This window comes from Pedobacter ginsenosidimutans (assembly GCF_001442625.1).
In the GTDB taxonomy this organism is placed as follows: domain Bacteria; phylum Bacteroidota; class Bacteroidia; order Sphingobacteriales; family Sphingobacteriaceae; genus Pedobacter; species Pedobacter ginsenosidimutans.
Genome location: NZ_LMZQ01000004.1, coordinates 107,547 through 126,656 on the forward strand (window position 1 = coordinate 107,547; position 19,110 = coordinate 126,656).

The 19,110-nt window shown below is 37.7% G+C and carries 16 protein-coding genes; 8 read left to right on the plus strand and 8 right to left on the minus strand.

The annotated features are described in order from the left end of the window. Positions 1-8 precede the first annotated feature (8 nt). The 4 genes from ASU31_RS07570 (at position 9) to ASU31_RS07590 (ending at position 5,328) form a co-directional block, all read left to right on the plus strand. On the plus strand, positions 9-890 hold the full coding sequence (locus tag ASU31_RS07570) for a carbohydrate kinase family protein (RefSeq protein ID WP_057931766.1): 882 nt from the start codon (positions 9-11) through the stop codon (positions 888-890). Positions 891-1,246: 356 nt separating this feature from the next. Then, a complete protein-coding gene (locus ASU31_RS07580) occupies positions 1,247-2,344 on the plus strand; it encodes a vWA domain-containing protein (RefSeq protein ID WP_029274175.1) in 1,098 nt (365 codons plus the stop codon). 156 nt (positions 2,345-2,500) lie between these two features. Next, the gene (locus ASU31_RS07585) at positions 2,501-3,988 is read left to right on the plus strand and encodes a magnesium chelatase ATPase subunit I (RefSeq protein ID WP_057931768.1); all 1,488 of its coding nucleotides are present in this window, start codon (positions 2,501-2,503) and stop codon (positions 3,986-3,988) included. Between the two features lie 89 nt (positions 3,989-4,077). Then, entirely contained in the window at positions 4,078-5,328 is a 1,251-nt protein-coding gene (locus ASU31_RS07590) for a metallophosphoesterase (RefSeq protein WP_057931769.1), read from the plus strand. Between the two features lie 112 nt (positions 5,329-5,440). On the opposite strand, the gene ASU31_RS07595 is transcribed toward ASU31_RS07590, so the two are convergent. From ASU31_RS07595 to ASU31_RS07605, 3 genes are all read right to left on the minus strand, one after another. Then, complete coding sequence (locus ASU31_RS07595) at positions 5,441-6,130, minus strand: response regulator transcription factor (RefSeq protein WP_029274172.1); 690 nt, start codon at positions 6,128-6,130, stop codon at positions 5,441-5,443. A gap of 109 nt (positions 6,131-6,239) precedes the next feature. After that, positions 6,240-7,913 (minus strand): sensor histidine kinase, encoded by a 1,674-nt coding sequence (locus ASU31_RS07600; RefSeq protein WP_057931770.1) that lies wholly within the window; start codon positions 7,911-7,913, stop codon positions 6,240-6,242. 3 nt (positions 7,914-7,916) lie between these two features. Beyond that, a complete protein-coding gene (locus ASU31_RS07605) occupies positions 7,917-9,800 on the minus strand; it encodes a S9 family peptidase (RefSeq protein ID WP_057931771.1) in 1,884 nt (627 codons plus the stop codon). Between the two features lie 228 nt (positions 9,801-10,028). Here ASU31_RS07605 and ASU31_RS07610 point away from each other — a divergent pair, with 228 nt between their 5' ends. Then, entirely contained in the window at positions 10,029-11,852 is a 1,824-nt protein-coding gene (locus tag ASU31_RS07610; protein WP_057931772.1) for a tetratricopeptide repeat protein, read from the plus strand. A 76-nt stretch (positions 11,853-11,928) separates the two neighbouring features. On the opposite strand, the gene ASU31_RS07615 is transcribed toward ASU31_RS07610, so the two are convergent. Together ASU31_RS07615 and ASU31_RS07620 are read right to left on the minus strand one after the other, a co-directional pair. Next, positions 11,929-12,486 carry a GNAT family N-acetyltransferase gene (locus ASU31_RS07615; RefSeq protein WP_057931773.1) on the minus strand — a complete coding sequence of 186 codons (558 nt, stop codon included), beginning with the start codon at positions 12,484-12,486 and terminating at the stop codon, positions 11,929-11,931. A 17-nt stretch (positions 12,487-12,503) separates the two neighbouring features. Further along, a complete protein-coding gene (locus tag ASU31_RS07620) occupies positions 12,504-12,767 on the minus strand; it encodes a hypothetical protein (RefSeq protein WP_057931774.1) in 264 nt (87 codons plus the stop codon). A 108-nt stretch (positions 12,768-12,875) separates the two neighbouring features. On the opposite strand from ASU31_RS07620, the gene ASU31_RS07625 reads away from it, so the two are divergent. Beyond that, positions 12,876-13,187 carry a DUF4286 family protein gene (locus tag ASU31_RS07625; protein WP_057931775.1) on the plus strand — a complete coding sequence of 104 codons (312 nt, stop codon included), beginning with the start codon at positions 12,876-12,878 and terminating at the stop codon, positions 13,185-13,187. A gap of 44 nt (positions 13,188-13,231) precedes the next feature. Here ASU31_RS07625 and ASU31_RS07630 read toward each other — a convergent pair whose 3' ends face one another. From ASU31_RS07630 to dtd, 3 genes are all read right to left on the minus strand, one after another. Then, positions 13,232-13,561, minus strand: a complete 330-nt coding sequence (locus ASU31_RS07630) for a nucleotide pyrophosphohydrolase (protein WP_025143974.1) — start codon at positions 13,559-13,561, stop codon at positions 13,232-13,234. Continuing rightward, a complete protein-coding gene (locus ASU31_RS07635) occupies positions 13,551-15,023 on the minus strand; it encodes a glycosyltransferase family 39 protein (protein WP_245224502.1) in 1,473 nt (490 codons plus the stop codon). The genes ASU31_RS07630 and ASU31_RS07635 overlap by 11 nt, the downstream gene beginning before the upstream one ends. Positions 15,024-15,184: 161 nt before the next feature. Then, on the minus strand, positions 15,185-15,637 hold the full coding sequence (gene dtd, locus ASU31_RS07640; protein WP_057931777.1) for a D-aminoacyl-tRNA deacylase: 453 nt from the start codon (positions 15,635-15,637) through the stop codon (positions 15,185-15,187). A gap of 30 nt (positions 15,638-15,667) precedes the next feature. On the opposite strand from dtd, the gene ASU31_RS07645 reads away from it, so the two are divergent. After that, a complete protein-coding gene (locus ASU31_RS07645; protein WP_057931778.1) occupies positions 15,668-16,693 on the plus strand; it encodes a hypothetical protein in 1,026 nt (341 codons plus the stop codon). Beyond that, positions 16,659-19,085 (plus strand): hypothetical protein, encoded by a 2,427-nt coding sequence (locus tag ASU31_RS07650; RefSeq protein ID WP_057931779.1) that lies wholly within the window; start codon positions 16,659-16,661, stop codon positions 19,083-19,085. Before ASU31_RS07645 ends, ASU31_RS07650 begins: the two co-directional genes overlap by 35 nt. Positions 19,086-19,110 lie beyond the last annotated feature (25 nt).

The window sequence follows — 19,110 nt, forward strand, 5'->3', positions numbered from 1 at the left end:
AATCTCCTATGCAAAATAAAGTAATCACAATTGGCGAAATACTCTGGGATGTTTTTCCAGAGGGTAAAAAAGCTGGCGGCTCGAGCATGAACGTTGCGCTTAATTTACACAAACAAAGTATAGATAGCAGTTTTATTAGCGCAATTGGTGATGATGAAAATGGAAAAGAGCTATTCGATTTTCTAGCCAGCAATCATTTTGCAACTGATTTGATTCAAATAAATGACCAATTACCAACCAGTACGGTTGTGGTGCAGTTGGATGAAAACCATCAGGCCACGTATACGATTAAACAACCTGTAGCATGGGATGACATCAAAATCACCGATAAAAACATAGCCGCTGTAAAACAGGCCGATGCCTTAGTATATTGCAGCTTAACCTGCAGAGCGGAAGAATCCAAAAAAACTATCCTTACGCTTTTAGAAAATGCCAGGACTAAAATATTCGATATAAACCTTCGCGCTCCTTTTTATACAAAAGAATTAATTGAAGCCCTTTTGGCGAAAGCGGATATCCTAAAAATAAATGAAGATGAAATTTTATGGGTAAAAGAATCTTTTGGCTTAAGCGGTAATACAGATGAGCAACTTTTAAAACAACTTTCCAGTCAGTTTAATATCGAAATCATCTGCCTCACGCTTGGCGATAAAGGTGCCTGTGTTTTAAAAGATGGCAAATTGTTTAAACATCCTGGCTACAAGGTGCAGGTGGCCGATACAGTTGGTGCCGGTGATGCTTTTTTAGCTACATTTATTGCCTGTTACCTACAGGGTTACCCAATGGAAACCACATTAGATAACGCCTGCAAAGTTGGGGCTTTTGTAGCCTCGCAAGCTGGTGCAAACCCGAATTACAATAAAAAGATTTATCATATGGCGTTGGGTTAGCTTTATTTTTTAGCCACGGAAACACAGATTGACACGGAATTTTATTTCTAAAAGGGTGGGTTTTGCGTTAGGGATTGTAAGGGTTCAGTGCCGATTAAGCATCTGTTTTTATTTAATCACGGTATGCTTACTTGTTTCACAGGTCTTCATCGGTACCGGAGCGAAGCGCAGCCCTGTAAAGCCCGACCCTTGCGCAGCTTGGGGAACGCCCATATCAGTTTGACAGTTTTCAATTGGCAATTCAATCTGCTTTAGTCTTTCGACTTTTACCTTCCTGCTTGTCTCCAAATATGACACCCCGCTTAAATTAATGCAAAGCGAAACTTTTATCTTCGATAAATCGTTAATATAAGCACATGAGAGGTTTTCGTTTTTCTGATTATAAGCCAGGCGATGCGCCAAAAGGTGGCTTTGATGAGTTGCTGAAATTATTTAGCGAACTGCTGAATTATACAGCTGGAGATGCAGCAGAGGCTTTAAGCTGGCTGAACGAGCTCGACAAGCAATATAAACTAACCAATAACGATTATGGTATTGGTAATTTTATCGACGACCTGAAAGACAAAGGTTATCTTACTGAAGACAATCAATCCGGAGAATTTAAAATTACGGCCAAAACCGAACAGACGATCCGCAAATCGGCGCTTGATGAAATTTTCGGGAAACTAAAAAAATCGGGGCGGGGAAACCATAACAGTAACCAATCAGGTGTTGGCGAAGAGAAAAATGCCGACAGACGTGAATATAGTTTTGGGGATAGTTTGGATCAGATTGATATGACGGCCTCTATTCACAATGCGCAGATTAACCATGGCATTGGCGATTTCACCTTAACTGATCGCGATCTGGAAGTAGAGGAAAAGGATTTTAAAACCTTAACATCTACAGTATTGATGATCGATATTTCGCACTCGATGATCCTATATGGCGAAGACCGGATTACTCCTGCAAAAAAAGTTGCGATGGCTTTGGCCGAGCTGATTAAAACGAAATACCCTAAAGATACTTTAGACATTGTGGTTTTCGGAAATGATGCCTGGCCAATTAGCGTGAAAGACCTGCCTTATTTACAGGTTGGTCCTTATCATACCAATACCTATGCGGGATTAGAATTGGCTGCTGATTTACTCCGTCGAAGGAAAACGCATAATAAGCAGATTTTCATGATTACCGACGGAAAACCAACCTGCTTAAAAGAAAATGGTAAATACTATAAAAACAGTATGGGTTTGGACAGGAAGGTAATTAATAAAACCTTAAACATGGCTGCCCAATGTAAGCGCCTGAAGATCCCGATTACCACATTTATGATTGCCAAAGACCCTTACCTGCAACAGTTTGTGCGCCAGTTTACCGAAATTAATGGTGGCAGGGCTTTTTATAGCTCATTGAATGGCTTGGGCGAATACATTTTTGAAGATTACATTAAAAACAGACGTAAGACAGTTAAATAAGGTAAAGGGCAGAAAGGTGGAAGGTTTAAGGCAAACCCAAAGCCGGAAACACCTACCTAACGAGTCTAAGAAAACATTTTAAACAGGCGAAGATTTAATGGTTGAATGCTGCGCGCTGCAACCCTAAACCCTAAACCTTAAACCGATTTTAAAAAGATGCAAAACACCACATTAGGCGAATTAAAAACCACAGGATATAAATCGAGATCTGTAAAAGAAGAGCTTAGAGAAAATCTTATTAAAGTGCTCCGCGATAAAAAAACTGAATTTGAGGGCATTATCGGCTACGATGAAACGGTGATTCCTGAACTGCAAACAGCCATTTTATCGCGCCACAACATTTTACTTTTAGGTTTACGTGGGCAGGCAAAAACGCGTATTGCCCGTTTGATGGTAAACTTATTGGATGAATATGTGCCTTATGTTGCCGGAAGCGAAATTTTTGATGATCCATTGAACCCGATTTCTTGGTATGCGAAAAATGAAATTGCCATAAAAGGCGATGATACCGAAATCGCCTGGTTACACCGCAGCGAAAGATACACCGAAAAACTGGCCACACCAGATGTTACTGTTGCCGATTTAATTGGTGATGTTGACCCCATTAAAGCCGCAACATTGAAATTAACCTATAATGATGAGCGTGTAATCCACTTTGGTTTAATTCCGCGTGCACACCGGAGCATATTCGTAATTAATGAGCTTCCGGATTTACAGGCCCGTATCCAGGTGGCATTATTTAACATGCTACAGGAGAAAGATATCCAGATCCGTGGTTTTAAACTGCGTTTACCCCTGGATATCCAGTTTGTATTTACCGCAAATCCTGAAGATTATACCAACCGTGGAAGCATTGTTACACCTTTGAAAGACAGGATTGAGAGTCAGATTTTGACACACTACCCTAAAACGGTCGAAATTTCGCGCAAAATTACTTTTCAGGAGGCAAAATTAACCACCGATCAAAAAGCCAATATAGAGGCCGATGGTTTGGTGAAAGATTTAATAGAGCAGATTGCTTTTGAAGCACGTAAAAGTGAGTATATCGATCAAAAGTCAGGTGTTTCAGCAAGGTTAACCATTTCGGCTTATGAAAATTTAATCAGCACTGCTGAAAGGAGAATGCTGATCTCAGGTGAGAAAAATACTTTTGTACGTTTATCCGATCTTGCAGGAATTATCCCGGCAATAACCGGTAAAATAGAACTGGTTTACGAAGGCGAACTGGAAGGGCCGGCGCATGTAGCTACTACGTTAATCGGCAAAGCGGTTAAAACTTTGTTTGCACGTTACTTCCCTGATCCTGAAAAAGCGAAGAAAAGTAAAACAGCCAATCCTTATACCGAAGTAACCGAATGGTTTACCGAAGGTAATAATGTAGATGTTACCGATGCTTTAACCAATGCACAGTATAAAAAAGCACTGATGCTGGTACCGAACCTGTACGATCTGGTTAAAAAATTCCATCCTAAATTAAGCGAAAATCAAACTCTATTGTTAATGGAGTTCGTATTGCATGGTTTAGCTGAATATTCGCAATTAAGCAAAAATTATTTAAATGGCGGCTTCGGTTTCGCTGATATGTTTGGCAGTTTATTTAACGCCGAATTTGACGAAGAAGAGGATGAAGACGATTTCAGATAATATTGAATTTCTCTAATTTGATTAGCTTTGACAAATTCTTTCTCTAGGGAGAATGTGTCGAAGCTTTTTATTTATAAATCCTAAACATAATGGGAAGACTACCTTTCATCATTGCTGCCTGCATATTCATCATTGCTTTTGATATTTATTGTTACAAAGCCATAATCGCTGTTTTTAAAAAATGGAAACCGACTACTAAAAAAGTATTCGCTATTGCATATTGGAGTTATAGCCTACTCTTAATTTTCGGCGTTTTCTGTGGAATATACCTTAACCTTTTCCTTACATTAAGAGCCATTATTTTAGTTGCCTTCTTTTTAACCGTTGCCTGTAAACTGGCTATGCTTCCATTTTTGATCTTGGATGATTTACGAAGGTTGTTCATTAAAATTTTCAGGAGGAACAAAAAAAGTGAAGTTTCAACAGCGCAAAATACAACAGCAGACCCCATTTCACGCTCTGAGTTTCTGGTTAAAGCCGGATTGGTGGCAGCAGCAGTACCCTTAACTTCATTAAGCTGGGGCATTATTTCTGGCGCCTACGATTATCAGGTGCGACGGGTAAATTTAATCCTCCCTAACCTACCTAAAGCTTTTGACGGCATTACCATGGGGCAGATTTCTGATATCCACTCTGGAAGTTTTTACAATAAAACAGCCGTAAAGGGCGGGGTAGAAATGCTATTGGCTGAAAAACCCGATTTCGTTTTTTTTACCGGCGATTTAGTCAATAACCTGACCAACGAGGTAAGGGATTATCAGGATATATTTTCGAAAGTAAAAGCACCTTTAGGTGTATATTCAACGTTGGGTAACCACGATTATGGTGATTATTTTTTTGGCAAAGAATCTTCTCCTGCAAAGGTAAAAAACCTGAAAGATATGGTTGATGTGCATAAAGTAATGGGATACGATTTACTCATGAACGAAAACCGGAGATTAAAAGTAGATGGAGAAGAAATCGGAATTTTAGGTATCGAAAACTGGGGCATGGGCCGCTTTCCTAAATATGGAAAAATGGAGCTTGCAGTTCAGCATACAGACGATTTACCGGTTAAACTTTTGCTTAGTCACGATCCTTCACACTGGCGAGGAGAGGTTTTAAAGAAATACCCTCAAATAGATGCGATGTTCAGTGGCCACACACACGGAATGCAGTTTGGCGTTCGTTTCAAAGAGGTTCAATGGAGCCCGGTGCAATACATTTACAAAGAATGGGCTGGTTTATACCAGGAGCAAAAACAACAGCTTTACGTTAACGTGGGCTATGGCTTTTTAGGCTACCCGGGCAGGGTTGGTATTTTACCTGAGATTACAATATTTACTTTAAAAAGAGCATAGTAATAAAATTCGTCATTTCGACTGAAGAGCAACGAAATGGAGAAATCTATAAAAGAGATTTAAGTAAATCATCCATAGATTTCTCCGCTACGGTCGAAATGACGACTGTTATTTATCCCGCGTTAAAGCGATAACCTACTCCCCTAACAGTCTGTAACAACTGCGGATTATCAGGGTTCAATTCTATCTTCTTACGTAAGCGCACAATATGCATATCAAGCGTTCTGGTGTTCACATCAGAGTTGTAGCCCCACACCACCAACATCAATTCGTCACGGTTGATTACTTTACCGGGGTTGCGCAAGAAATAAAGGAGGATACGGTTTTCCAATATCGTTAACTCGATTTTCTTTCCATCTCTAAACAACGTGTGGATGTTTGGATGATGTTCCATATTACCAAAACGGTGAATTTCAGCTGTATCTTTATTCACGATAAATTTCACCTTGCTCTCCAACATCGCAACCAAAACATCCATATTAAATGGTTTGGTGATATAATCAGATGCGCCAAAGTTATAGGCATCAATTTTATCTACATCCTGCGCTTTAGCAGTCATCATAATGATCAGGTTTTCGAATCCTTGCTTGCGCACGTTCTCGCAAACTTCGGCGCCCTGTTTACCCGGCATCATCCAATCCAATAAAACAATATCAGGCTGATCGGCAACAATCATTCTTTCACCAGCTTCGCCATCATTTGCTTCAAGCACAGTATAACCTTCAGCCTTTAAACGGTGGGCCACAAGAAAGCGAAGATTTTCATCATCTTCTACGATTAATATTTTTACTTCTTTTGACATTTGTATGTGTGTTTTATATGCGGTTGTAATGTTGAAACGCTGTGATATTTAAAGGGTTAAATTCAACTTTATAACACCTTCCAACCCGTAAGCTTCCAACTCCTAAAATTTAACTATTATAAGGCAGCACTATTTTAAATTCGGTACCACTTCCTACTTTACTTTTTACAGAGATTTCCCCATCCATAAAGTTAACCAGTTCTTTGCAGAATGCCAAACCCAGGCCTACACTGCCCATTTGGTTATATTCATTCTGAATCCTGAAAAACTTCTTAAATATATTGTTTAATTCTGATGCTGCGATACCTATCCCTTTATCAGCAAACCGGAAAACCAGCACCCCTTTAATCAACTTTGCACTAATGTGTAATTTTTTCTGCTCTGGCTTCGAATATTTGTAGGCATTCTCTGCCAGATTATCGAATAAACTTCCCAATAATACCGGATCGGTAATAAAGGTTTTAAAGCCCACCACCTCATAGGTAATCTTAAAATCGGGATGCTTCAACGTATGCGATTCGATGGTACTTTCAATAAAATCTACAATATTAACTTCTTCCTGGTTCAGCTTAATCGCCTTATTTTCGATCTGCGTAAAGGCCAGTAATTTATTCATTAAACCGTTCAGCTTGTCGGCTTCTTCATCCAGTATCTTGCCATACAGTTGCTGTTCCCTCTGGCTTAATGCGGTAGCACTTTTAATATTGTTTCCCGCAATCTTAATCACGCTGACGGGTGTTTTAAACTCATGCGTAAGGTTATTCACAAAATCGTACTGTAGCTTAAACATTTTACTATTGATATTCAGGTTACGGTAAATTAAAAATGCAACCAATAAAAGCACGCCGTATACCAATAATAGCACCAGGGCGATCGGCATGAAGTAAATAAAAATTTCTTTCTTGATGTAAGATCTTGATGAAATGAGGTATAACTTAAAATCAGAAAATGCGCCTGGCAGGGCAATTTCGGTATTAATATTTTCATCAGAAGTATCAATCGGATCGTAAGTCAACGGCTCAATCCTGATCGTTTGGTATAACAATGGTCTGGTATTGATAATCTTTATTTTATGCGCATCGAGATTAAAAACCAGTACATCCTGTTGATAAACAGGCGCCGGATTTAACTTCCGCCTGATCATATCTTTATAGGCCCTTAAATCTTCCCGGCGGGGAATATTTAAATAGGTAATTTTATTTTCATTCGAGTTAACGATAGAAAAATTAGTAAACAATTCTTCTTGTGTAGGCACCGATGCTGTATCCAGATCCTCAACCAAAGTGGCAAGTTTAATGGCTATTGCATTAAAATCGCTTCCCACATTAAAAGATCTGGTATCATCTTCTGAATATAACTTTACCGAATCGGGTTTAACACCTTTACCAAACTGAAAAATAGATTTAGGGCCTATACCTAAGTGGTTTGCATTGATCCCATCCTTAACAGGAACATTCTTTACCTCGGTATCGTAAAAAGTAACCTTCGAGATAAAAGGATACTTTAACATCACGGTATCTACAAACTTTGCTGCTGTAGAAGAATCTAAAAAGCCACTATAATACGAAATCTCGGGCATTTTATTCTGAAAGAAATCGTTATAAGGCTTAATACTTTGCTCTAGCACGTTTACTTTCTCAGATACAAAATCGTTCTCAATCGATTTCTTGCTGTAGTTAAACGCTAAAAAAAGCGATAGGATAAAAAGAATGGAAATGAGTACAATGAAGGTTATACCGAGCGAGAAATTTTTACGATAACCACTTTTTTTATCTAAGGCCATACCTTATTTCTTACCTAGATTTTCTTGTAAAAATTCTTCTAACGCTTTGTACAGAGCCGTTCTACTCTGTTGACGTACTATAGGGTTTGGACCTTCTTCCTTTTCGATATAGGTAACCTGAACATTCCTTTTTTTCAGCTCTTTGATAAACTGAACACCTTCTGCTACATTAACACGTGGATCTTTAGGATTCTGTGCTATAAAAACAGGCGATTTAAACCGATCGGCATGGAAAACAGGCGATGCAAACCGCATATAATCGGTATCGGTTACCGGATTGCCAACAATTTCATAATACATCTGCAAATTCGCTTTTAAAAACGGCGGGATGGTTTTCAGGTAACTAAACAAATTGATTACTCCTGAATTTGATCCACCACATTTATAAAGATCGGGATTTTTATACAAACAATTTAATGCGATATAACCACCAAAACCATTGCCATAAATGGCGATTTTTTTAGGATTGGCAATTTTTTGCGCGATCAACCATTTTACACCATCATTAACGTCTTCCTGGATTTTATCGCTCCACTGCTTAAAACCAGCAGCATAAAAAGATTTACCATAGCCGGTAGATCCACGATAGTTTACCTGCAAAACAGCATAACCACGGTTAGCCAAGAATTGAACTTCTGCATTATAGCCCCAACTATTTCGCCCTGCAGGGCCATTATGCGGCAGCACCACTACAGGTAAATTAACAGGCTTTTTATTTTTGGGTAAAGTTAAATAACCGTTAATGGTTAAATTATCTGAGCTTTTAAAAGAGATTGGTTTCATGGCACTCATATCGCCCTGTTTAATAGATGGGCTAATATCAGTTAGTTTTTTAAGTTTGTTCTCGCTAACGGTATAGAGATAATAAGAACCCGGATTTTTATCGGTAAATGTTCTTACCACAAAAACCTTATCCATTTTATCTTTATCCATAATCTTCCATTCAGTACCTGGCAAAAGCCGATCTATTTTGGAATAGGTAATCTTCGTACTGTCATCAAGGTAATATTTTTCCTTTTTCCAGGTTTCGCAGGTTACAAAGAGCATTTTCTTTTGTGGTCGCGAATATTTTGCATCTACTACATTTAAGGTATCATTTGCAAAAAGCACCTGTTTTTCTTTGCCTGTTTTTAAATCGAGTGCCACTAGTGCATTCTTATCCCTATTTACGTTAGAAATGACATAAAGTATATTGGGTTGGCTTTCTGAGAAGGCAACTGGCTGCAAAGTGGTTTCGAAATTGTTTGTAATTACCGGAGCAAAGGCCTGGTTTTCGTTTTCCCGGTACATTAAGGTTTCGTTCACTCCATCGCTCGCTACAGCAATTTTCAACACCCCTCTGTTATCCGTCATCCATTCGGTGATATTGCCAGGGTTTTTAGCTGCAATATCCATTTTACCATTCCGAACATTTAAGCGGTAAACATCGAAAACTGTCGAATCGCGTTTATTGGATGCAACAATAATGTATTTATCATCAATTAACTGATCTTCTATTACCCTTAACCTGTTTTTCTCATTTGCACTCAGCTGAACCTGCTTGCTCCCATCTTTATTGATCACGAAAATATCCGATTTGCGCTCTTTAGATTCATCTTCAGTATAATAAATCAACTCATTATTGCTGGTCCAGAAATGAAAACTGATATTCTTCCCATTCAAATGGGTTAACTGAAGACTATTTCCCGTAGCAAGATCTTCAACAAAAAGATCAAGCTTTTTATCATGAAGCTTTAAGTAAGAAAGACTTTTCCCGTCTGGAGAAATGCGATAATAGGCTTTATCCTGCGTTTTAAAGAAATCGTCCACAGGAATAGTATCATTGTTAGTGCCTTTACAGGCCAAGATCAATGCAACCATTAACAATAGAAAAATCTTTTTTAGCATAAATAAATCCTTTACGGGATGACAAAAATAAGTATCATAACAACTTAACTGCGATTTACACCAACAATGTTACTTATGCAATCAATAATAAGTCGTGGTTCAATTTAGTATTTATAAAATACCTACAAAATAAAATACAGGTAACATTTAAAATACGTTTAATATCAATTGATGCTTTAGCTAAAGATGTATTAAAATGTTACATTTAAAACTTATAATTTAGGGTTTATGAACCGCTTGCTTTTCATCATATTCTTATTTCTATCTCTTGGGGTCAATGCACAAATCTTCCGTCCCAATCAACAGATTGCACCTGATGAAAGTAGCCTGGCCATTCAATACTATAATGATGGAGATTATGAAAAAGCAGTTGTGCTACTGGAAAAACTTTATGCCATACCCAATAATGAAGCCTATTTCGATATTTACTTTAATACATTGGTAAAATTAAAGCGTTATGATGTTGCGGAGAAAGTGGTTAAAAGAGAAATAAAAAAAAATCCTCAAGGCGATGTTTATCCAATAGCATTGGGCAAACTTTATCAAGAGAAGGGCGATGTACAAGCAGCCAACAAGATTTTTACCGATGTAATTAATAAACTTCCGAAAGATGAATTTAAGATCAGGAATTTAGCTAATAGTTTTTATCGTTTTGAAAATTATGAATTTGCGGTTCAAACTTTTAAGCAGGGCAGAAAACTGTTGGGCAACGATCAGCTATTTGTCTTTGAGCTATTGAACATTTACCGCTTTAAAAAGGATAAAGCCATGCTCATGCAAGAGTACCTTGATGCCATGGGTACCATGCCTCAGCTTTTACCGCAGGCTGAAGCCGTACTGGCTTCTATTTTTGAAGATAAAAACGATTATCAAACTTTTCAGACGGCCATTTTAAAAAAGATACAGAAAGAACCTGATGCCGAAATTTATATTCAGTTACTAACCTGGAACTATATTCAACAACAGGAATTCGATATGGCCCTGCGCCAGCTAATTGCATACGATAAACGCACCAAAGCTGATGGTGGGACCTTATTTAATGCTATTTATACATTTGTTGACAATGGTGCATACGAAACAGCGATTAAAGCCTACGATTACCTATTAACTAAAGGAAAGGATAACCAGTATTATCTTCCTTCAAAAATAGAAATGCTGAATACCAAGTATAACCTTCGTACCAACGGAAAATATACAGTAGCTGACCTTGATCTGTTAGCGAAAGATTATCAGTCCCTACTGGATGAAAACGGCAAAAACAGAAATACACTTTTCGCGATAAAAAAACTCGCAAACTTGCAGGCTTATTATTTAAATCAACCCAGCAGTGCAGAAAAAGAACTGGAAGAAGCAATAAAAATGCCTGGCATTAACGATCAGGAGTTAGGCCAGTTAAAACTCGATTTAGGCGATATTTACATTTTAACCAACCAACCCTGGGAAGCTTTTTTAGTGTACGAGCAAGTGAGCAAACAATTTGAAGGACAACCCGTAGGAAATGAGGCACGTTTCAGGAGTGCTAAACTTTCCTTTTATCAGGGTAATTTCGAATACAGCAATGGCCAATGCCTGGTTTTAAAGGCCGCAACTTCACAACTCATTGCAAATGATGCGCTGAACCTGAGTTTACTGATTAACGATAATATTCAAACCCCTGCGGATAGCAACGCACTAAAAATGTATGCCGATGCAGAGATGCTTTTATTCAGAAACCTCCCTGAGCGTGCACTTAAAAAAATGGACAGTATTGCGATAGCCTTTCCACAAAATAGCCTAACCGACGCTATAATGATGAGTAAAGCAAGAATTTTCATCAAAGCAAACGATTTCCAAAAAGCAGCTGATATCCTAAAAAAAGTAACTGAAGATTTTAAAGATGGGATTTGGACAGATGATGCACTTTTTACATTGGGCGATCTTTATGAAAAGAAATTAAACGACATTACGCAGGCCAAAATCTATTTCCAGAAACTGATTACCGATTACCCGGGGAGCATGTTCAGTGCCGAAGCCAGGAAAAGGTTTAGAAATTTACGCGGAGATGGGGTTTGATTAGTTCAATGGTTCATTAGTCATTAGTTCATTCGTAATGGTTAATCGGTTAATTGATGCTAAACGCCAAACCAATCTACCGTTTCCAGTCCCAAACCACAACATTCCATTCTACAGCGCTGTTATCGGTATAAGTATGAACAACCTCAAAACCAATACGTTTATGTGCATTCATAGATCGTAAATTGATGCTTGCAATTTCGGTGATTGCGAAATCGTATTTAAACTTAAAATAGTCTTTATAAGCGCGATAACATTGATCGAACAAACCTTTACCTCGATAAGCCTGACTAACGCAAACCTGCCCTACAACAATATAGGAATAAGAAGAAACGGATTTACCTTGATATTGGATGTGATCGAAACTTTCGTACATTTCAACCAGTCTTGGGATATCATTTTTAGAATCATCGGTCATTGCTAACACATAAGCTACAACCAATTCTCCATCTTTTGCAATAATGTTGGGTTCGTACCGATGCATCTTTTCCAGATCATCAAGAGAATGCGAAACGGTAACAAAGCCTTCTTCTTTTATTTGTTCGGGAGTTAAATCTTTCTTTAAGTTTTGCTTTTGAAGCTTAAGAATCCCTTCAAGTTCCTTAGTGGTAGACGAATTGGTAATGGTAATCATTTCTGGATCCAGATGGTTTAGGCATCTAATGCAATAATAGTTAAGGTTAGCAACAAAATGAAGCAAATTCCTGATAAAATTAAGATCCTCGCACCGTGTTGTCTATCGGTTAGCGAATAAGAGAAAACTTTCTCACCCGTACTCAATTTCCTTTTTTTCTTCATTAAATCCCAACCAATCACCAGCCCCAAAATACCGCCGAAAATTGCAGTTAGGTAACCAGTATAAATATAATTACGAGTGGAATTGTCTATTTTTTGAGAGTCGTTAGTTCGTATCATGCTTAAAAACAATGGGAATCGTCAAATTTAACAGATTGACACCACTTTAAAGAATAAAATCCATTATCACCAATTTTTTAACATTTATATATTATTTACCTTTGTACCATGTTTTTATATAATGTTACGCTCATCCTTGATGATGCAGCAGCCGAAGAGTGGTTACAGTGGATGCAAGATGTTCATATACCTGAAGTGATGGCTACGGGTATGTTTATCTCCAACCGTTTATTAAAGGTTGTAGATTCACCGAACGAAGGGGTAACCTATTGCGCACAGTACGTTGCCGAAACATTAGATCATTACAATAAATACCAGGAAGTATTTGCGCCTGCTTTACAGGCTGAACTAAACGAAAGGTACAAAAACCGCTTTGTGGCTTATCGTACCTTAATGGAATTTGTACCTCCAACCTCCTAAAGGGGGCTTAAACCATTAAAAATCTAAAGTCCCCTTTAGGGGATTTAGGGGTTTAGCTTCTCATTATTCTTATGCCTATCTGCATCGCGGATGCTCTTTTTCTCCAGGTTTTTTTCTAAAGCGTCAGTTAAGTTTATACCCGTTTGATTAGCCAGACAGATTAAAACGAACATTACATCGGCCATTTCATCGGCGAGGTTTACCTCTTCGTCGCTTTTTTTAAACGACTGCTCTCCATACTTACGCGCCATAATCCGTGCAACTTCTCCAACTTCTTCCATCAAAATGGCAGTATTGGTGAGTTCGTTAAAATAGCGGATGCCTGTGGTTTTAATCCAACGGTCTACGGTTTCCTGTGCTTCGTTAATGGTCATGTTTTTCTTCTTCTATTTCTGATTTTATGATGCTATTCACATCAATATTAGCATCTTCAAGCAAAAACACACCTGCGCCTTCTTCTCTCGCGTAAGGTGTTTTTATCTCTCCAATTTTAGTAATCCTGGCAAAATAGGGCTGCTCTCTCTTGCGCTGTGGATCTTCATCGTTCCACCAAGTGATCATAATTAAATCCTTGATCGGTTTATCTATTTTAAACCAATAAAGATAATCAGCATTATACGATACAGCATTTATATTTTTATATTTTGAATAATAGTTAATCGCACCAGCTTGTCCATAATTATCGGCACGTACCAATACGGTAGATTTATCTTTAACCATTCCGTAAGCGGAATCAACAAGTGCTGCCAATTCCTTCCAGCCTTGCATATCGGCATAATCTTGTGGCAACTGGTGGTTTTTACCGTCCTCCCATCGCAAGGCACCTACCCGTTCAAATCTTTTATGATGTGCAACAATTTCATCAGGACTATAAACTGGCATGATAAGCGGTATCAAATAAATGAACGAGCCAATATTAAAGGCAAACAGTAATCCCGTCAGTACATATTTCTTAGCTAAAACCCTACTTAAATAATGGGCTCCAAAAGCCAATAAAACAGGGTACAAACCTAATGCATAATAATCTTTTGCCTTAAAATAGCTAAATACAATAAGTGTAAACAGGTAGGTGAGAATAATCCATCTGTATTTGCTAAAATCCTTATAAAAAATCAGGCTGCCGATGCCTGCTAAAAGAATAAAGATTGAACTGATAAAAAAGAGAAATTGTCCGATAAAAAAATCAATCCGGTTTACATGAACCAATTGCGTTGCCTGTAAAAGTTTCATGTGGGCGAGCACCGGAAAGTGATTGTTAATCTGCCAGATTACATTGGGCGAAATGATTAAAAGCGCCAGTAAAATGGCCAGATAAAGATGTTTATCAGTAAATATTTTTCGTTTTGAAGTAATGAGTATAGCTGGTAGTAAACCAATTATGAGAAAAAGGATGTTGTACTTATTTAAAAAACCTAAGGCCACAAAAATGGCAAAGGCATACAGATATCTGGCTTCGTTTTTATCAAAATATTTTAACAGATAATAGAATATAGCTGTCCACGCCAAAACATCGAAAGAATTAGGCTGGTAAAGGGTATTTAGCCTTAGCATAGCAGAACACAGGCAGGCTACAGCAACCAGGCATTTGGCCAATAGGTTACCCTTCAAAAAACCGACAATTTTCCAGCAGTAAAATATAGTGAGGGCACCTAATAATGCAGGAACAAGCTTTACCACGAAATATCCATTGCCAAAAGCTTTAATAAGCCATGAAAATAGAGAGGTTAACGGCGGAACTGATGTGAAACCCGCAGCGAGGTGGTTCGCCTGATCTAAATGCAGAAATTCATCACGGTGCAATTCGTAAACTGAATTGACCAATACAAAAGATAACACTAACTTTAAAATCAAAAAAAACACAAGACAACCGTACTCCGCTAGCCGGTTCGGATTTTTATCCTCCATATTAGTTTAGGTTAAAAGTTTGGAATAAATTAATATTGTTTTTTTGACAATTTAAGACTTAATAAGTTACGCCGCTACTGTTTAAATTTTAATTATTCCTTATCTTTTGTATCAATCAAAATCGTAACTGGTCCATCGTTTAAAAGTGCGATTTTCATATCAGCACCAAAAATTCCGGTTTTTACTTTTTTACCCGATAAAGCAGATAGTTTTTCGATCATTTTCTCGTAAAGGGGAATGGCCACATCTGGTCGTGCTGCTCTGGTAAAACCTGGACGGTTTCCTTTTTTGGTAGATGCAAATAAGGTAAACTGGCTGATCAATAAAATATCTCCACCCACATCGGCAAGTGCTTTATTCATCATTCCGTTTTCGTCTCCAAAAACACGCATACCAATAATTTTCTGTGCTAACCAATCCAAATCCTCTAATGCATCGGCGTCTTCTATGCCTAACAACACTAGGAATCCGGTATCAATCGCTCCCGTTACCTCACCATCAACTGTGCAACTTGCCTGTGTAACTCTTTGTAAAACTGCTCGCATTTTATACTACTTTTGCTCAATAAAATTGATATGCGCAAGATAAGTATTTTAGTGATTTCTGTGTTTCTCTTCCTTGGTTGTAGGCAAAAATCAACCGTTCACCCTACTTTTTATTATTGGAAAACGGATTATCAGAACAAAAAGGAAGAAACCGGTTATCTTGATCAATTTAAATCTAAATCTTTGTACGTGCGGATTATGGATGTAGATTTTAATCCAGATCTGCAGCTACCAGTACCCATTTCGCCGATTAAATTTTCGGATCCCCTACCTAAACAGATCGACATTATCCCCGTTGTGTTTATCGTTAACGAGGTTTTTAACAAGATTGACACCATGCAAACAGCGGTTATGGCCGATCGAATTGTCAAATTTGTAGCCGCAAAGGTAAAACAGGCCGGAAAGCAAAATTATGCGGAATTACAGATTGATTGTGATTGGACCAAAGGCACCAGAAACAGGTATTTTAAATTCCTCGAACAATTAAAGGCGAATCCGCTTTTAAAGGGAAAAACCATTTCGGTAACCTTGCGGTTGCATCAGGTTAAAAACATCGTATCAAGCGGCGTACCTCCTGTAGAAAAGGCCATGTTAATGTGTTACAATATGGGTAACCTGCGCAAATATGGTGAGCAGAACTCTATATTGGATCAACACGAAATGGATCTTTACTTAAAAGATTTCCTGGAACAATATCCCTTATCACTTGATGTGGCCTTACCGATTTTTGAATGGGCGGTGGTATTCAGGAACGGGCAATATGCGGGCATCTCCAAAAGAATCAGCAAAATCCAGATCGGGGATAAAAAACTTTTTAAACAGAGGGGAAATTCCATTCTTTATGATCTTTTGGTTGATTATCCTGCAGCCGGGTTAAAAAAAGGAGATGTGGTAAGGTGGGAAGATATTTCCACTAAAGATTTACTTGTTACATCCAAATTTTTATCACGATATTTAAGTCCTAGAGAACGAAACCTCGTTTTTTACCATTTAGACACCGACCTTTTAAAACATTTCACCGATGAAGATTTTCAAAAAGTTATCGCTAATTTTTAGTGTATTTCTGATAGCTTTTTTTGGTGAAATTGCCATAAACCTTGCCTGCGGCCCAGAGGCCGATCCATATGATTACTACCCTACCTATTTCCTCAATAATGTACAGGGGGATGAATATGCTTCGTTTGCCTACAACCAGATGGTTTACCTATACAATGATAGAGATTTCGAAACCGAAGAAGATGTTAATGGCCAGGAGTGGGGTAAATACCTAGGCGTAAAAAAAGACGATGTAATTGATGCCATGTACGATGTTGACAGCGCAACAAGTGTTTTGCTGAAAACCTTTTCAAAACAGACCTTTAAGAAATTTCCAGACAGCCTAAGAAAAAATCATTTTCTAAACAGACTAACTAAAAACCCCAACGCGTCAAAATATTTCCGTTTTACAAAAAGCTGTGAGCCATACATCGCCGTTAATTTTGATTACTGGAATGTAAAACAGAAAGATTCTGCTGCAATGATTCAGAAAGGTTGCGATGCCTTGGATTCGATAAATAAAGTAAGTACCGATAACTTCTTAAAGCTACGGTATGCATTTCAGGCACAAAGGATGTTTAGTTACGCCGGAGACTCTGGCCAGGCCGAATCTACCTACCACAAATTTATTAAAGATGCAAAAATTGTTAGTGTGATAAAAGGCTGGTCACTGGCAATACATGCTGGAACGGTAGCAGACAATAACGAATCAGCTTACCTTTTTTCAAAAGTGTTTAACAAGAATCCCGAAAAAAGGGTGCTTGCCTATAAAAACTATAGGTATATGAAAAGTGATGTTGACGAAGTTTTAAAGCTTGCAAAAAACAATGATGAAAAAGCCACTATTTTAGCTATAAACGGATTTGGAGAACCTACCTATAATTTAAAAATGCTCAAAGCAGTATATAAATTAAGTCCTAAAAGTTTGTTAAACGGAGCTCTTCTTGTTCGCGAAGTAAATAAGCTCGAAGAAAAAATAATCAAAAGTGAACAAATCGCAAAAGATTTCCCAACCATCTATTATGAAAGATGGGATAATGCCATAAATAAGGATAGTTTGCGAAATGTTGGCTTATCGGATCTACAAAACATCAAAGCTTTTGCACTTCAGCTGGCCAACGAAAAAAAGTACCCTCAACCAGAACTTGGTACCTTAACCGCCGCATATTTATTGTGGATGGAAAAAAAAGATGCATTAGCAAATACTTATATAAAAAAATTAAATCTCACAAAGCTTCCTGAAAGATTAAAGGATCAATACCGCATAATCGATTTATTAATTAAAGCCAGAAACATAAAAGTAGGGAATGATTTTAACGAGAACGAACTTATTCCTACCTTAAAATGGCTTGACAAAAAAAGGTTCGCTGAAAACTCAAAAAAAACAGCGCAAGAATATTACTATAACTGGGGTGATGCCGAAAACCGTTTTACAAAAACAACACGTAATTTTTATCAACAGATCCTTGCACCTGCATATTTAAAAAAAGGAGATACGGCAAAAGCGGCATTGGCCATGCTAAAAGGAGATGCTAGGCATAAGAGTTACGGAAAGCGGTTTAGATTTAAGCAGGTCAGTTATCAAACCACTATGTTCTGGCAAAAACAGCTAACAACAAGAATAATGGCCAGGTTGGCAAAATACAGATCAGCAAAAAACCGTAATGGTATGGATTCGTTATTGGCAATGAGCTCGAAAAGTGTAGATAAAGATGATTTTTATGAACTTTATGGTACTACTTATCTCCGCGAACATAAATATGACAGTGCATTAAAAATGTTCGATAAAATCTCGCCCAAATACAAATATTTCTATAATGAAGATTGGCGTCTTAATGATTCTACATACTTTTCCACTCCATTTATTGAAGCCATAAACGACTATCCCAAAAACCATGTGGGATTAAAAGAAGCATTTAACAAAAAAAGTTTTGCCAAAGAAATGCTCCATTTACAAAAATTAACGGTTAGCGACAAAAAGAATGCGGCGGTTTACTATTATAAAATGGCCAATGCAGTTTACCAAACAGGTTATTTTGGTAACAGCTGGTTTTTGACCAACTACGATTGGACAAATTATGACAATAACGGCCCTGTAAATTGTGGGTTCGAGATGGATTACAAGAAAGCTTATACTGCAAAAAAATGGTATACTATAGCAAGATCGTTAAGTAAAAATATTGATTTTAAAGCAAAATGTACGTTTATGCTGGCCAAGTGTGAACAGCAACAAATTCCCCGTTCGAGCGAGATAGGCTATTATATATACGATAAAGATTATAAGATGTTTATGCGCGCAAACATTAACAACCCATATTTTAAAGAATTAAAACTGAAATATAGCAAAACACCGTTTTACCAAACTGTTTTAGGGGACTGCAGTTATTTGAGAGATTTTATTACAGGGAAATAAAGCAACCCACTTATAATTTTACTCC

Excerpts from the sequence above, each read along its gene's own strand:
- ASU31_RS07605 (WP_057931771.1), bottom strand. The coding sequence starts at position 9,800 with ATGCTAAAAAAGATTTTTCTATTGTTAATGGTTGCATTGATCTTGGCC.
- ASU31_RS07610 (WP_057931772.1), top strand. The coding sequence starts at position 10,029 with ATGAACCGCTTGCTTTTCATCATATTCTTATTTCTATCTCTTGGGGTC.
- ASU31_RS07630 (WP_025143974.1), bottom strand. The coding sequence starts at position 13,561 with ATGACCATTAACGAAGCACAGGAAACCGTAGACCGTTGGATTAAAACC.
- dtd (WP_057931777.1), bottom strand. The coding sequence starts at position 15,637 with ATGCGAGCAGTTTTACAAAGAGTTACACAGGCAAGTTGCACAGTTGAT.
- ASU31_RS07595 (WP_029274172.1), bottom strand. The coding sequence starts at position 6,130 with ATGTCAAAAGAAGTAAAAATATTAATCGTAGAAGATGATGAAAATCTT.
- ASU31_RS07590 (WP_057931769.1), top strand. The coding sequence starts at position 4,078 with ATGGGAAGACTACCTTTCATCATTGCTGCCTGCATATTCATCATTGCT.
- ASU31_RS07570 (WP_057931766.1), top strand. The coding sequence starts at position 9 with ATGCAAAATAAAGTAATCACAATTGGCGAAATACTCTGGGATGTTTTT.
- ASU31_RS07580 (WP_029274175.1), top strand. The coding sequence starts at position 1,247 with ATGAGAGGTTTTCGTTTTTCTGATTATAAGCCAGGCGATGCGCCAAAA.
- ASU31_RS07650 (WP_057931779.1), top strand. The coding sequence starts at position 16,659 with ATGAAGATTTTCAAAAAGTTATCGCTAATTTTTAGTGTATTTCTGATA.
- ASU31_RS07645 (WP_057931778.1), top strand. The coding sequence starts at position 15,668 with ATGCGCAAGATAAGTATTTTAGTGATTTCTGTGTTTCTCTTCCTTGGT.
- ASU31_RS07585 (WP_057931768.1), top strand. The coding sequence starts at position 2,501 with ATGCAAAACACCACATTAGGCGAATTAAAAACCACAGGATATAAATCG.
- ASU31_RS07620 (WP_057931774.1), bottom strand. The coding sequence starts at position 12,767 with ATGATACGAACTAACGACTCTCAAAAAATAGACAATTCCACTCGTAAT.
- ASU31_RS07600 (WP_057931770.1), bottom strand. The coding sequence starts at position 7,913 with ATGGCCTTAGATAAAAAAAGTGGTTATCGTAAAAATTTCTCGCTCGGT.
- ASU31_RS07615 (WP_057931773.1), bottom strand. The coding sequence starts at position 12,486 with ATGATTACCATTACCAATTCGTCTACCACTAAGGAACTTGAAGGGATT.
- ASU31_RS07625 (WP_057931775.1), top strand. The coding sequence starts at position 12,876 with ATGTTTTTATATAATGTTACGCTCATCCTTGATGATGCAGCAGCCGAA.